Source organism: Embleya sp. NPDC025285, assembly GCF_055558835.1.
This window is the reverse complement of record NZ_JBVHLU010000046.1, coordinates 1-14,015: the sequence shown is the minus strand read 5'-3', so window position 1 is coordinate 14,015 and position 14,015 is coordinate 1. Positions and strand designations below refer to the sequence as shown.

Here is a 14,015-nt window from a genome sequence, read left to right as displayed (position 1 = left end):
CTCATATGAAGTCGACCCCTCCCGAGGGAGGGGCCGCGGCGCCGATTAGAGGATTGCCGCCTCGCCGGTGCCTTCGACGTGGTCCCCAATCAGTGGCTCACGCGTGCCTTCGAGGTTAGAGGAAACACTCTCGCCTTGGGGGCCGCGTGGCCTATTTCGTCGTCTCCGGCGGCTCTTCGTCGCGGGGGCGGAGAGGCCGATCCTTGAGCAACGTATCGGATCCGACGCCGTCCTCCTCCTCGATGCCTTGGCCGAACTCGGCCTGCCCACACGGGTATGCGCGGCCGACCGCGCCTACACCGACCAGAAAGCGACGGTGTTTCAGACGCCCGTCAGGCGCCTGGGCTACCGCCTCGCCCTGGACTTCAAGGAAGGCGGACGCGGCCGCCAGGGCAGCTTCCGCGGGGCACCGCTGATCGATGGATGCCTGGCCTGCCCGCAAATGCCGGAACCGTTGCGCGAAGCCACAACTGGTTTGAAGGACAAACAGATCCGGATCCGCAGCAACGAGCTCCAGGCGTCGATCACCGTGTGCGAGCCCTCCTACCTGCACCGCAAGGAAGGAGCCGACGAACGAGGCGCGATCCGGCTTCAATGCCCCGCTGCGGGCCCTCGCCCACGGTCAACTGCGGGCGCCGCGAGCGCCTGCACCCCACCGTTCGCGACCCGGGCTCTCGCCCGTCGGCGGCCCTGGACCTGAGCGACCGACGGCAACGGGCGGCCCACCCGGCCGCCCGCCCCACCGTGGTCCTCCCCGAGGGCGAAGTCGCGAGGCCGCCCGCGGTCGAGGGCCTGCCGGCGATCTGCCGGCAGACCACGATGACGGTCCACGCGGACGCCGCCATCCCGAAATACCGGCAGGACTTCCCCCCCTCTCGCCGGCCTGGGACGCCACCTACAAACCGATCCGCAGCCACACGGAAGGCATGAACGGCTGGCTCAAAGGCATCCCCATCGACATCGGGACAAGAAACACCGACCCGTGCGCGGACACGTCGCCCAACACCTGTTGGTCGCGATCCTGCTGATGATCGCCAACTCGACACACTCGGCCGCCGGCTCGACCGGAACACCGATTCGACGGACCTCGACCACCACCACGATGTGATGGACACGGGACGAGCCGACTGGGCCCCACTCGCCGACTGCAGACCACCGCCACACATCGACTGATCCGCCCCGCGAACCACACATCGGCAACCAGCCCCGACACCCACCGGCCCCGAGGCCCACACGCATGCCCGCGACAGCGGCACGAGCACCGCCAGCACCCACGCGCACCCGCCCCAGCCGGTCTCGGAGCCCTCAACAAGCCCCTGAACGCCGAAATCCCGCCCACCCTCACGGGCTGAACGGGATCTCGTCAATCGAACTCAGGCCATCTCAAGAACGGCCCCAGGTGTGTCCGAGGGGGGACTTGAACCCCCAAGCCCTTTCGGGCACTAGCACCTCAAGCTAGCGCGTCTGCCAATTCCGCCACCCGGACGAGTGGGCGCAGGGGTGGTGCCCTGCGTGCTTGGCAAGGATAGCAAGGTTCGGGAGGGCTTTGCGACACGGTTACCTGTTGGTCGGTTTGGCCGGCCCCGGTGGGCGTTTTGTGGGGATCAGGTGGTGGGTGTGGGTGGGGGCGTGGCGGGTGAACATTCCTGGGAGGAGTCGATCGGGAGGGGAATCCCATGCAGCTCGGCAGGCCGGTGGCGACGGGTGTGGTCGTGGAGCGGGTGACGCGGGAGGAGGAGCGGGAGCGGGACGTGGTGGCGTCCGAACCGAAGGAGGGTCGGGGGGCGGATGGGCGGGCCCCGGCGGTGCCTGCGGTGGAGGTGCCGCCGGTGGTCGCCGGGCGATGATCGGCCGGCGGCGGCTGCCCGAGGAGCGGGCGAGCGTCGCGCCCGTGGGGTACAAGGTCGCGGCGCTGTTGTTGTCGGTGGACGGTGATCGGGCGAGCTTCGCCGGCGTGTCGATCGGGCGCGGTCAGCCGTACGAGGTCGAGGCCGAGGCGCGCTGCGCGTACGGGCGACGGCATCGGCCGCCGGCGGCGCGCTGCGACTGCGGGTTCTATTGCCTGAATGCCGAATCGGACGCGCGCGACCTGATGTGCGTCACGGAGTATCGGCACGCCGCGCTGCTGCGGGTGGACGTGCTGGGCGGCTATATCCGCTTCGAGCGCGGCTTCCGGTACAGCCGGCAGCGGGTCACCTCGGTGTGGGTCGGGGCCTGCGGGTGCGGCAGTCCGGCCGAGTTGCTGGTCGACGCGGGTACGGGGGTGGTGGGCCGGCGCGGCCTGGTCGGCAGTTGTACCGGGTGTGCGTCCGGGCGAGCGGGGTTGTCGTTCGGGTCGTACGCCCGCCTCGCCGGGGTACCGGTGGCCGCCGACGCCAGTCCGTACGTGCGCGGCGAGTACGAGATCGTGCCGCAACTGGTCGCCGAGGTCACCCTGCTCCAGGCCCGGCTCGACCGCTGTCAGGAGCAACTTGGTCGGCTGCTCGGATCGGATCCGTGAAGGAGCCGCCGCGAATGAGTCCGGTGGGGCCCTGGGGCCGTGGGGCCGTGAGGCCGGTTGGTCCGATGAGGCGGGCGGGCGCTGCACACTGCGTGAGAGCCGTAGGTCGTGGGGCTCCTGTGAGGCGTGAGCACCCTCTGGGCCCTGTGGGTCCCATGGTTCCCGTGCATCCGGTCGGTCCTGTCCGTCCCGTGGGTCCTGTCCGTCCTTTGAGTCCCGCCCGACCCGTGGGCCCCATGCATCCCGTGGGTTCCATGAGTCCGGCGAGCCCGGCCCCCAGCGAACCCGGCGAACCCGGCGAACCCGGGATGAGTTCCCGCCCATGAGCGCCCGCGAGGACGCACCGGGCCCGCGTGCGCTGCTGGTGGGCTGGGGGCTGTTCCTCGGCGCGGTCGTGCTGGTCATGGTGGACTGCACCGTCGTACTCGCCGGCTACTGGAACGCCACCGGCGACTGTCTGGAGCGATGGGGTTGCCGCGAACCGGCGGTCGGCCCGGCCGACGGTTCGCTGCTCGCCTTCGGGACGAGCCTGCTCGCGCTCTTCCTGGTCGCGGTCTCGACGGCGTTGCCGAGAGCGGGGCTGCGCGGCGTACGGCGATGGCTCGGCCTGGTCACCGTGGCGGGCCAACTGATCGGCGTCGCGACGGTGGTCGACGCCACGGGGTGATCGGGAAGGATCTCCCGGGTCCACCTGTTCTCGCTCGTGTGAGCGAGATGGTGAGCGTGACGACGACAGGGACCGGGACGTCGACCACGGCCGCGAGCACCGGTCCGCCCCGCACACGCCCCGAAGCCGGACGCGACCCGCGGACCACCGAAGGCATCGAGCCGGGAGGCGCCCGCCGGCCCGGGACAACTTCCGACTCCCCCGCCCACGAAGGCGTCCTCGACGTCGTGGTCATCGGCGCCGGGCAGGCCGGGCTGTCCGCCGCCTACCATCTGCGCCGCTCCGGACTGTCGTTCGTCGTACTCGACGCCGACGAGGGCCCGGGTGGAGCCTGGCGGCACCGGTGGCCCACGCTGCGGATGGAAGCCGTACACGGGATCCACGAGCTTCCCGGCCTGCCGGTACCGCAGATCGAGCCGGCCCGGCCCGCCTTCGAGGCACTGCCCGAATACTTCGCGACCTACGAGCGCACCTTCGACCTGCACATCGTGCGCCCCGTAGCCGTGACGGCGGTGCGGTCGACGCCTGCCCCGGACGCGACGCCCGGCCCCGGCACGGCGTCCCGCCCGACTCCCACCCCCGGCACGCCTCCCCTCGACAACGGCCCGCACACCACCGACTCGCACGCCACCGACTCGCACGCCGCACACTCGCCCAACGCGATCACCACGACGCAACCCCGCGCCTCCGCCGACCTGTTGACCATCGAGACCGACCGGGGCACCTGGACCGCCCGAGCCCTGGTCAATGCGACCGGGACGTGGCGCCACCCGTTCATCCCGTACTACCCGGGCGCCGGCGAGTTCCGCGGTCGGCAGTTGCACATGGCGGACTATCGCGGGCCGGCCGAGTTCGCCGGACGGCATGTGGTCGTGGTCGGTGGCGGTACGTCCGCCATCCACGCGCTCGCCGAGATCGCCGAGGTCGGCACCACCACGTGGGTGACCCGTCGGCCGCCGGTGTTCCGCGACGGGGAGTTCAGTGCCGAGGTCGGTCGGTCCGTGGTCGCCCGGGTGGAGGAGCGTGTTCGTGCGGGGCTGCCGCCGGAGAGTGTGGTGGCGGTGACGGGGCTGCCGCCGACGGCCGCGGTGCGCGCCGCGCGAGAGCACGGAGTGCTGACGCGACTGCCGATCTTCGATCGGATCACCGCTCTCGGAGTGGAATGGGCCGACGGCTCGTCGGTGCGCGCCGACGCCATCGTGTGGGCGACCGGATTCCGCGCTGCACTGCGGCATTTGGCGCCGCTGGACCTGCGCGAGCCCGGCGGCGGCATCAGGATGGACGGTACGCACACCGCGCGCGACCCGCGCATCCACCTTGTGGGGTACGGTCCTTCGGCAAGCACGATCGGTGCCAACCGGGCCGGCCGCGCCGCCGTGCACGATCTGAAAGCACTGCTCTCCACCGAGAGCACCGCTCACATCGCGGCCTGACCCCCGAGCCCGTCCGCGAGAGCCTCGTGCACGCAGCACCACGACACGGCCCGCACACGCATCACCGCACGTGCCCGCACAAGCATCACCGCACGTGCCGAAGCGCCCGTCGACGTCACTCTCCGCACACGCAAAGGATCTTGCGCCGGCGACGCCGATGCGGCATAACAATGATCACGCAACGGGTGGGAGACCAGGTGCCGCAGGATGTGCTGTTCTCGATTCCGTTCGAGGCCCCGATCAGTCCGTACCTGGACCAAGCCCGGAGCCGCCACCTCGACTGGGTCCGCAACCGCGGCCTGATCCGCACCGACGCGGGTCTGCGCGAATACACCTCGTGGGACCTGCCGGAAGCCGTCGGCCGCACCTACCCGCACGCGTCGCCCGACGACCAGTTCATGTTGATGAACTGGTTCGCGCTCGCCTTCCTGTTCGACGACGACTGCGACGCCGACCCGGACGCCGACGCCCGCACCAGGGCCCGGTCCGGCACCGACAGCACCCCTCTCGGCAGCCCCGCCGCCCGCCCGCGGTCCCCCGAACGCCCGGACCGCGTCGCCGAGATCGCCCGCGAACTGATCACCATCCCGTTCCGCGAACCCGGCACCCCGCCCGACCTGGTCTCCCCGATCACCCTGGCCTGGTCCGAGGTCTGGGCCTCGATGTCCGACGGCACCTCGGTGACCTGGCAGAACCGGTTCGCGGCAAGCTGGGCCCGATTCCTCGCCTCGCACGCGTCCGAGCTGCGGATGAGCGCCTCCCGGGCGGTACCCGATCTGGACAGCTATCGCGTGATGCGCCGCAACACCGCCGGCATACCGCACTCGCTCGACGCGATAGAACGCAGCCGCAGGTTCGAGGTGCCCGCCCAGATCCAGGCCCACCCGCTCATGCGCAGGCTGCGCGAGGCCGCGACCGACACGATCGCCTACATCAACGACATCCAGTCACCGGGCCGCCGCGGCCGCCGGGTCGCGTCGCACAACCTGGTCATGGTCCTGCGCGACCGGCTGGACTGCTCACACGACGTCGCCCTGCGCGAGGCGACCAGGATGACGTACGAGCAGCTCGACACGTTCATGACGCTCCAGGCGTACATGCCGCAGATCTGCGGCGAACTCGGTCTGGGCACGACCGAACGCATCGCCGTCGAGATGAGCGTCGAGGGGATGCGCAACTGGATCCGCGGCTACTACGACTGGGGCCTGCGATCCGCCCCCTACACCGTGCCCGACGTCGTCCCGGACGAACCCGCGCACGGCTACGCCGACGACCCGCACAACCCGGCCGCCACCCACCTGCGCACGCGGACGGCCTGACTGCGCGTCGGAAGTACCACACACAGATGGCCACTTCGCGACGCGGTCGACCAACCCCCGCGTCCGCGGCGCCTACTGCGGCGGCCCCGGATCCGCGTGCGCCGCCCGCGCCATCCACCCCTGCGTCTCGATCGAGATGACGTTCTCGCACCGCTCCACGAACCGCGCCTCCTCGGCCGGATCCAGCGGCATCCGCGCCACCCGATCGTCGCGCAACCGGCGTAACTGCTCGGCGGTCCGGGCGAACGAGATGAGGTTCTCTTGGTACCGAACGCCGTATCCGTACAACATCACCGACGCCGAGACCGTCGTAACCACCGGCACCCATGCCCCGAGCCGACCGCCACCCACCGTGCCCGCCACCGCCGCGAGCGCCATGCCGGTGAGCGCCAACACGAACTCGGCGAACTGGATCCGGGCCAACCCCCGCCGCATCCGCGACACCTGCGTCCGGTAGTAGCCGTCCGCCTGGACGTCGATCCGCTCGCGCACATAGCCGTCCACATCGTGCACGGCCGGCGGCGCCGGCTGTTCCGCCGGAGCCAACACCGGTAGCAGGCCGAGCAGTTCGCCCGCCTCGTCCTCGAAAGAGGCACGCCGTGCGGACAATCGCGCCCGACGCTCGGCCACCGCGCCCGCGTACGGATCACTCACCGTCAGGTAGAGGTAGACCTCGCTCTTGAGCCCCTCGCTGACCGAACGCAGCCGCGTCCAGGCCTCGATCCGGGCCGGTGGCAGCCGCAGCGAAGTCACCAGCGGAACCAGTCCCACACACAGCGCGCCGATCAGCGACAGCACCTTGCCCGGATCACCGGACACCTGCGTACTCGCCGTGACCGATACCGCGCCGGCAACCCCCAACATCAGCCGGACCAGCCGCCATCGCTGCACCGACGCCTTGGCCGCCGACGCGGCGAGCGACCAGCGACGCTGCGCGTGCCAGGTCTGTTCGAGCACCGGATCCGTACCGACGGTCACGCGGGCCTCCTGGGCGGATCGGGTCGTTCCGGAAGTCCGGCCAGATGCATCGCCCGGCCGTGCGTACGCCTCAACTCCCCTTCACCGGAAGGTGTCAACGGCGCCAGTTCGATCGCCTCCACCGGTCCGCACGCGCCGACCCGGTCGGTGAGGAACAACAACAGCAGGCACGGGAAGGCCACCCGCAGCTCACGCACCAACGCCGCGTCCGGCAGGTGCCGGATGACCACCACGATCGGTCCGGTCTCCAGTGCGTGCGCCTCGATCACCTCACGGAACCCGACCTCGCCCTCCAACTCCGGGTCGTCGTAGCCGTCGTAGTCCATGTACCCCGCCACCGCGTCCCGGATCGCGGCGACCAGACCCGCCGCCATCCGGGCGCCGGCCGGCACCGTGACCTCCACATGCGGCCACGGACGCGGATGTCCGCTGGCCCGGAGCAGGTACGCCCGCAGGGTCCCGTCGCGCGTCGCGGTGAGCACGGCGACCCGCCCGTCCTCGCGCCCGCGCAACTCGCCCAGTTGCGCGGCGGCCAGCGTGGGCACCCGCGCGTACACCACACTGAGGTCGGCCACCGTGCCCGCCGGCTCCGACCGCAGCACCGGCAGCACCTCGCCCAGCGCCCGCACCAGCGGGTCGGGTTCGCGCCGGGGCGCAGGAGCGCGCTCGGTCAACAACGCCTCGCTGAGCCGTTCACGGAGCACTTCGCGGTCGAGTCGCTCACGCACCCCCAGCACCTCCGCGGCGGCCCGAAGCGGTCCCTCGTACGCCTCGCCCAGCGCGGAGGTCACCGCGTTGCGCGTGGGCGAGGAGCGGTCCAGGTGCCAAAGCCGGATCTGCGCCAGATCCGCACACAGCTTGGCGGGCAGCCGACCGCCGGCGATCTCGTCGTCGGCCCAGTCGCACATGTCCACCTCGCCGAGATGGATCGCCTTGAGCGCGCTCGCGGCGAGATCGACGCGGCGCACGTCCGGCAACTTCAGCGCGATGAAGCGATATCGGGCGTCGACCCGCCGCCTGCCGTCCGCGATGCCGGCCTCGTAGCCGACGTTCGCCGACTCCAGCGCGTGCCGGGACAGCAGCAGCACGGTGGCCTGACTGCCGTGCAGTTCCAGCGCGATCTCCTGCTGCCATCCGTCGCCGCTGCGCAGGAAGTCCTTGTCGTACACGGCCTCGAAGCCCTCGGCGCTCAACCGTTCGACCAACGCGTCGCGCGCTTCCAGGCATCGACAACAGACCTGTCCCGGCTTCGCCCGCGTGCTGTGGCTGACGAAGATCCGCGGACGAGGTGTCGGGGCGGCACCCGGCCGGTCGAAGGCGTGATGGGCCGTCACGAGCGGCTCGCGTAGAGCTCGTTGGACGTCAGCAGCCGGAACCAGCGGTATTCGTGGGCGGCGAGGGTGACCATCGCCGGCGACCTGTCGCCGAGCGTGCGCGTCGGTTGCGGCCCCGAGAGGTCCAGCAGGTCCACGAGCCTGCCGGGCGGCAGACTGGGCGTGGTCAGCGCGACGGTGCCTCGCCGTGTACCGAGGTTCGCCACGCAGACCACGATGTCGTCCTCGTAGCGCCGCGACAGCACAACCACGTCCGAGTCGCCGGAGCCCAGTCGGGTCGCGGTGCCCCGGGCAAGTGCCCGCTCCCGTCCGCGCACCCGCAGCAGCGCCGCGACGGCGTCGTCCGGGGGACCGACAGGCAGCCCGGCCACGGCCCGAAGTCCCGGTAGCGCGAGCGCGACCGAGGCCATCGCCCCCGCACGCGTCGGTTCCCTCCCGATCCCGGTCGACAGCGACAGGGTCCAATCCGGTACGGCGCCCGCGAACGGTTGCCCGGTCTCCATGAGCGCCAGCGCCTGCGGCACCGATCGGGTGCCCTGGGCGAGCACGAGATGGCAACACTCGTCACCCGCACGCGGCGCCGACTCGCCGACCGCGCCGCGATCGAGCACGAGCACCCGCCCCGGATGCTCGTCCACCAACCGCCGCAGCGCCCGCAGGAATTCCACCGTCGGGTCGCCCCGGCCGGTCGAGGTGTCGCCGCCGGAAACCGGACGCGACGGCAACACCCGTACGCCTGCGGCGCCCGCCGCCAGCAACTCGGCGCAGTAGCGCAACAATCGGGGTCCGCGGCCGCTCCGGACCGCGTCCGAACCGGGCGCGACCTGCACATCGACCAGCATCCTGATGCCGGCCGCCCCGGCCGCGCGCAGGATCTCCCCGGCGGCCACCGAGCCGGGACGCCCGGGGGTCGATTCCCGTATCGGCACGGGTAGGCATACGCAGCCGATGCCCGAGCGCACGACGGACTCCAGGTCTGCGGCACGCACGGGCATCGTGGCGACCAGGGTGTCCAGCAGCCAACCCGTTTCCGGGTCCGCGTTCCGGGCCGGCGTGAGCAGCACGGTCCGGCCGTCCTCGGCCCGCAGTTCGACCGGGCCGCCTCGGCCGACCACGGTGAACTCCCGCGGACTCGCCGCCGAGATGCTCACCGCCGGGAACGGCAGCGGCGCTTCGCGCATGCGACCCGACATCGTCGTACCGTCCCATCTCAGCAACCGGCCCGCCCGGTCCACGGCCGCGGTCCCGGCTCCGCCGCGGCTGATCGCGACGGACACGATGTCCGTGCTCAGGCCGCCGCCCCGGACGACATGGGTCGTGTCGGGGGTCGGCATCAGCACGAGTTGCGGGCCGGTCTGCGCGAAGAGCAGCGGACGGCCGCCGTGCGCGCTGGTGATCGCGGTCACCGGCAGCACGTCGGCGCGTGCCTCGGACCGGATCGCACCGCCTCCCGCGAGGTCGACGAACTCCGGTTCCACACCACCACGCACGATCACCAGCTCCGACGACTCGGCCCCGACCCAGATCCGCAGACCCACTTCGGCCGACCGGGACAGGTACGTCGGCGGATCCATCGGTGCGTCCGGCCGGACCATACACACGCCATGCTCGTTGGCCACGACCACCCACCGCGTCGGCGACAAGCGGTCGGGCGTGGCGACGACCGCGTCACGGATCTCCCCCAGGCCGCCGATGGACACCGTCTCGGCCCCTTCGGTCCGCACGACGAGCAACCGATCCTCGGCCACCAGCAGAACCGTCCCGGTCCGGTCATCTACCCGCAGCAGGCGCGGAGTTCCCTGGAGCGGTACGGTCCGGCGCAGCTTTCCCTGCCACAGCAGCAATTCCGTCCCCTCACCCGCCGAACGCAGCGCCGCTCGGAGCCGGCCGTCCGCCGACGCGCCCGTGGCCCCGAAGACCGTCTCCGTGTTCATGAGGCGGCGGCCCGTCAGCGGGTCCCGATCGGTGGACTTCACGCCGAGTTCGGCGAACACCGCGACCGGCACCCGCACCGACTCGTCGGTCCCCAGCTCCACCACGTGGCCCTGGGTCGTAGCCTCCCCCGGTCCCGCCAACTCGACCCGTACCCGTTCCCCGTCCGGGACTTCCAGCACCCGCGACCCCGGTGCCGGCGGGCGGCTGAGGGTCAGGCCGGCATCGTCCAGCCGCACCCCGAGTTCCGCGCGGCCCCGCACCGGCATCCGGGTCGCGGCCGCCCGTGCCGCCGCGACCCGGGCCGTTCCGTGCCGATCGACCACCCAGCCCGGCGGATCGACCGCCAGCCGGGCCGCCGCCGAGATCAGCAGCGTGCGGGCCGGTGCGGCGTCCTCGAGCACTCGGGGCAGCCTGGGCAGGAAGTGCACGAGCCAACGGGAGAGATCGTCGGCCGACGCGCCGTCGGGAGCACCGGCTGAGATCCCGGCGGCAAAGCCCGCCAGTTCGGCCTCTGTGTCCACCCACCGCTCACCGGCGTCGGCCAGCGCGAGTCGCGTGTAGCGCCGGACCAACTCCGGTGCCTCGCGCTGCATGTCCTCGGTCAGGGAGAGCACCGCCTTCCACTGCCGCCGGTCCCGCGACAAATCGTGCCGCAACCCGGCCGCGATCAGCGGATCGAGCACCACGGCCCGCGCGTCGGCGGACTCGATCAGCGGCGAGAACCAGAGGTCCGCCTCCAGCCCCGCCGCACTGTCCGGGACGAATGTCAGGCGCGCCCGCCGAACGAACGCCGGCGCGGCGTGCGGGGCCAGGCACAGGGCCCGGGCCAGCGTGTACAACGGCGGATCAGTCTCGGCCAGCCACCGCAGATAGCGCAGCTCCGCCGATCCGTCGGGTTCGACGCCGTCCGGCGGGCTGTCGAGGTCCGGCGGGGCATCCTCGTCCGGCCGCGCGTCGCGGGCGGGTGCCGGGCGCGCGTCGAGGGGCTCGCGTGGACCTGTCATCGCCGCACCCCCTCCCCCGCCCGCCGAGTCTCCCGCCGCGCCGCGCGAATCGAGGTCCGCCGATCCAGCGGCACCATCGCCACGCGCCGGCGCAGCGCCCACGGATGCGCCCGCGCCTCGTACGGCGTCAGGCACACCACCGGACATCCGGCACGGCGTACCGCGTCGATCCAATCCCGCCACTCGGTCGAACCGGCCGCGGCGGCGGCACTGAACGGCAGTCTGCGCAGCCCCAGATCCGACACCAGCACCACAGGCGTACCCGCCGCCGGCGCCCGGTAGGCCACCGGCACACGGCGCCCGACCGCACGCACGCCGCGCCACGGGGTGCCCTGAAAGCGCAGCACCTCGACCCGGTCCCGCCCGACCACCGCATCCGCGAGTTGGCGCAACCACCGCTGGTCGAACCGGAACGGCCGCATGGACTCGCCCCCATCCAACAGGAGTTGTATGCCCAGCCGGGTGGTCGGCCGCGCTCGGAAGGGCAGCGTTCGGACCAGCCCGCGATCGGCCACCCCGCGCACCAGCGCACGTTCGTCCAATACGCGGCCGATCACGTCGGTCGACGTCGCCGCGAACATCACCCCCGGCGCCCAGCGCTCCGGCCACACCGGCTCGGGCGCGCCATCGCGCGAACCGGAGTCCAGCAACCGTTGTACGTCGACCCCATCCGATTCGGCCGCCACGACCAGGCCGGAACCCGGGCTCGGTTCACGCAGCACCAGCAACGAGCAGCCCCCGTCTGCCTCCCGCGGCGGCGGCACGGGCGCGCTCACGACGGCAGGCGACTCGTCCCGCGTCCCGCCCGGCTCGTCGGGGTCCGCCGCCGGCGGAGTCCGGGCCGAAGTGCCCTCCGGCTGGCCCGAGTCGGCCGCCGTGGACAAGCCCAGCACCCGGGCGATCTCCATCGCCGTATCGACCTCGGTGACCTCCAGCGCGACGATCGCCCGGACCAGGTCGCCGAGATGGACCTGTCCCCGTCCGGCGCTCACCCGCGTGGCCTCGCGCTCCCTCGTCCCTTGCTCAGTGCGACCTCCACGACCAGGTCCCAGGTGCGGCTGCCCGCGGTGACGCCCAGTTCGTGGCACGCGCGCAGCGTGTCGAGGAACTCGGCCGTGCTCGGCCCCGGAGCCGACTCGGATTCGTTGGCGATCTTCAGCAGATGGTCGGCGACCTGCTCGGCCATGGATTCGTCGTAGGCGGCCCCGAGATGACCGCTCGCCACCTTCAACAGATGTGTGCGATCCGGGGCTTCGAGGGAGAGCAGGATGCAGCGGCGCACGAAGGGCGCGGGCAACTCCCGTTCGTTGTTGCTGGTGATCACCACCAGCGGCTCGGCCCCCGGGCGCGCGCGCACCTCCTCGCCGTCCGGGCCGGTGAAGCGCAGCGTGTCGAGCGGTACCAGCAGGCTGTTCGGCAGGTCCGGATCGGCCTTGTCGATCTCGTCGATCAGCACCACGGACAGCGGAGCGGGACCGGTGTGCCGGCCGTACACCGGCCCGTCCTCCGGCGCCTGCGCGGCCCGACCGGACATGGTGCGATATGGATCGAATGCCTTCCACAACACGCCCTGCGCGCAGTACGCGCCGATGGTCGGCGCGACCTCGCGGACCTGCGCGTCGTTGAGCCGACGGAGCGCGTCGAACCGCCACAGCAGGTCCTCGGGTTCGGTGCGCGCGGTGATCACCTCGGTGTGGCAGACCCGCCCCAGGTGACGCGCGACGTTCGGCGCGAGCGTGGACTTGCCCGACCCCGGAGGCCCGAAGACCAGCAACGGCCGCCGAGTCGCCAGCGCCACGTTGACCGCCAGCACGATGCGCTCGTCGTCGAACACGTACACGCCGTCGTCCGACGTCGTACCGCCGGCTCCGAACTCCGGTGCGGACGCGAGAGGAGGCTGCCGGAACGGGTCGAACGCCATGGTTTTGGACACGTCCCCAGTGTGCCGCCCGACCGGCTGCCTCGGTACGGATTCCGGCACAAGCGGGTGCGACCCGATCGCGGTTGGCTCCCGGTTCGATCCGGATTCGACCCCGATCCGGCCCGATCCGTCCCGGCGCGCCGGTCGATCCGGTGCGGGGACGGCGTGGGGAGTCCACCCGGATGGCACTGCGGCGGCGTCCGAGTCCCGCGGGCCCGGTGCCGAGTCCGTCGTCTGTCTGACAGGATCCGATGCCGTGCGGATATCTCCGATTCATCTCGACGCGGACACCGCCGGCGTGCTGCGTCGCGACCGACTCGTGATCGCGGGCGCGTTCGTGCTCACCGCCGGCGCGTTGTCGTGGCGGGTGGGCATCCAGGCGGTGCTGCCCGCCTTTCTGGCCTTCGTGTTGCTCGCCTCGGCACTCGTGGTGTGCGACGCCAGGCTGATGCGGCTCCCCGATCCGCTGACCCTGCCCGGCTATCCCGTGCTCGCCGCGCTGTTGCTCGCCCCGCTCGACGGGGACGCCTACCTGCGCGCGCTGTTCGCGATGGCCGCGGCGTACGCCCTGCACCTCGTGCTCGCGCTCTGCGGTCTGGGCATCGGCCTCGGCGACGCCAAGGCGGCCGGCCTGGTCGGCCTGGTGCTCGGCTGGCTGTCCTGGGCCGCGCTCGTCCAGGGGCTGGTCCTGGCGTACGTCTGCGTGGGCCTGTACGCGATCGCCCTCGCCGCGACCCGGCGCGCGGGTCGGGGCAGCGTAGTCCCGTTCGGCCCGTTCCTGCTCGGCGCGGCAGTACTGGTGATGCTGATTCGCGGGGCGTGACCGGGCCCGGGCACCAGGCCCGCCCGGTGCCCGATCCGGCGGGGGGGGGGGGGGGGGGTGCCGGGGGTGGGGGGGGAGGGGCGAGCTTCACAAAAAAAAGC

At 72.0% G+C, this 14,015-nt stretch carries 13 protein-coding genes and 1 tRNA gene; 8 read left to right on the top strand and 6 right to left on the bottom strand.

Annotation, left to right across the window (positions count from 1 at the left end):
• The first annotated feature begins 247 nt into the window (after positions 1 to 247).
• Together ACZ4FV_RS27840 and ACZ4FV_RS27835 are read left to right on the top strand one after the other, a co-directional pair.
• A complete protein-coding gene (locus tag ACZ4FV_RS27840) occupies positions 248 to 700 on the top strand; it encodes a hypothetical protein (protein ID WP_465323540.1) in 453 nt (150 codons plus the stop codon).
• Between the two features lie 282 nt (positions 701 to 982).
• Positions 983 to 1,108, top strand: coding sequence for a hypothetical protein (locus ACZ4FV_RS27835; RefSeq protein ID WP_465323539.1), 126 nt, complete (start codon positions 983 to 985; stop codon positions 1,106 to 1,108).
• A gap of 294 nt (positions 1,109 to 1,402) precedes the next feature.
• Here ACZ4FV_RS27835 and ACZ4FV_RS27830 read toward each other — a convergent pair.
• Positions 1,403 to 1,486: transfer RNA gene (locus tag ACZ4FV_RS27830), tRNA-Leu, on the bottom strand.
• Between the two features lie 190 nt (positions 1,487 to 1,676).
• Between ACZ4FV_RS27830 and ACZ4FV_RS27825 the strand changes: the two genes are divergently transcribed.
• The 5 genes from ACZ4FV_RS27825 to ACZ4FV_RS27805 all read left to right on the top strand — a co-directional run bounded on the left by ACZ4FV_RS27825 (position 1,677) and on the right by ACZ4FV_RS27805 (position 5,919).
• Positions 1,677 to 1,847, top strand: a complete 171-nt coding sequence (locus ACZ4FV_RS27825) for a hypothetical protein (RefSeq protein WP_395859580.1) — start codon at positions 1,677 to 1,679, stop codon at positions 1,845 to 1,847.
• Positions 1,844 to 2,500 (top strand): hypothetical protein, encoded by a 657-nt coding sequence (locus ACZ4FV_RS27820; RefSeq protein ID WP_395859581.1) that lies wholly within the window; start codon positions 1,844 to 1,846, stop codon positions 2,498 to 2,500. Before ACZ4FV_RS27825 ends, ACZ4FV_RS27820 begins: the two co-directional genes overlap by 4 nt.
• A 322-nt stretch (positions 2,501 to 2,822) precedes the next feature.
• Positions 2,823 to 3,167: a hypothetical protein gene (locus tag ACZ4FV_RS27815; RefSeq protein ID WP_395859582.1), complete on the top strand. Its 345-nt coding sequence runs from the start codon at positions 2,823 to 2,825 to the stop codon at positions 3,165 to 3,167.
• Between the two features lie 227 nt (positions 3,168 to 3,394).
• The gene (locus ACZ4FV_RS27810; protein WP_465323538.1) at positions 3,395 to 4,600 is read left to right on the top strand and encodes an FAD-dependent oxidoreductase; all 1,206 of its coding nucleotides are present in this window, start codon (positions 3,395 to 3,397) and stop codon (positions 4,598 to 4,600) included.
• Positions 4,601 to 4,785: 185 nt separating this feature from the next.
• Entirely contained in the window at positions 4,786 to 5,919 is a 1,134-nt protein-coding gene (locus ACZ4FV_RS27805; protein WP_465323537.1) for a terpene synthase family protein, read from the top strand.
• Between the two features lie 72 nt (positions 5,920 to 5,991).
• Here ACZ4FV_RS27805 and ACZ4FV_RS27800 read toward each other — a convergent pair whose 3' ends face one another.
• From ACZ4FV_RS27800 to ACZ4FV_RS27780, 5 genes are read right to left on the bottom strand one after another with little or no spacing between them, the layout of a single operon-like run.
• Positions 5,992 to 6,897: a DUF4231 domain-containing protein gene (locus ACZ4FV_RS27800; protein WP_402228986.1), complete on the bottom strand. Its 906-nt coding sequence runs from the start codon at positions 6,895 to 6,897 to the stop codon at positions 5,992 to 5,994.
• A complete protein-coding gene (locus ACZ4FV_RS27795) occupies positions 6,894 to 8,231 on the bottom strand; it encodes a toll/interleukin-1 receptor domain-containing protein (RefSeq protein ID WP_465323536.1) in 1,338 nt (445 codons plus the stop codon). Before ACZ4FV_RS27795 ends, ACZ4FV_RS27800 begins: the two co-directional genes overlap by 4 nt.
• A complete protein-coding gene (locus ACZ4FV_RS27790) occupies positions 8,228 to 11,170 on the bottom strand; it encodes a hypothetical protein (protein ID WP_465323535.1) in 2,943 nt (980 codons plus the stop codon). The genes ACZ4FV_RS27795 and ACZ4FV_RS27790 overlap by 4 nt, the downstream gene beginning before the upstream one ends.
• Positions 11,167 to 12,162: a hypothetical protein gene (locus ACZ4FV_RS27785; protein ID WP_465323534.1), complete on the bottom strand. Its 996-nt coding sequence runs from the start codon at positions 12,160 to 12,162 to the stop codon at positions 11,167 to 11,169. The genes ACZ4FV_RS27790 and ACZ4FV_RS27785 overlap by 4 nt, the downstream gene beginning before the upstream one ends.
• Complete coding sequence (locus ACZ4FV_RS27780) at positions 12,159 to 13,103, bottom strand: AAA family ATPase (protein ID WP_402228995.1); 945 nt, start codon at positions 13,101 to 13,103, stop codon at positions 12,159 to 12,161. Before ACZ4FV_RS27780 ends, ACZ4FV_RS27785 begins: the two co-directional genes overlap by 4 nt.
• A gap of 244 nt (positions 13,104 to 13,347) precedes the next feature.
• Between ACZ4FV_RS27780 and ACZ4FV_RS27775 the strand changes: the two genes are divergently transcribed.
• Entirely contained in the window at positions 13,348 to 13,914 is a 567-nt protein-coding gene (locus ACZ4FV_RS27775; RefSeq protein ID WP_402228997.1) for a prepilin peptidase, read from the top strand.
• The last annotated feature ends 101 nt before the right edge of the window (positions 13,915 to 14,015 follow it).

What these genes read in the sequence shown, in the direction of transcription:
- ACZ4FV_RS27790 (WP_465323535.1), bottom strand. Translation starts at nt 11,170, where the DNA reads ATGACAGGTCCACGCGAGCCCCTCGACGCGCGCCCGGCACCCGCCCGC.
- ACZ4FV_RS27820 (WP_395859581.1), top strand. Translation starts at nt 1,844, where the DNA reads ATGATCGGCCGGCGGCGGCTGCCCGAGGAGCGGGCGAGCGTCGCGCCC.
- ACZ4FV_RS27825 (WP_395859580.1), top strand. Translation starts at nt 1,677, where the DNA reads ATGCAGCTCGGCAGGCCGGTGGCGACGGGTGTGGTCGTGGAGCGGGTG.
- ACZ4FV_RS27815 (WP_395859582.1), top strand. Translation starts at nt 2,823, where the DNA reads ATGAGCGCCCGCGAGGACGCACCGGGCCCGCGTGCGCTGCTGGTGGGC.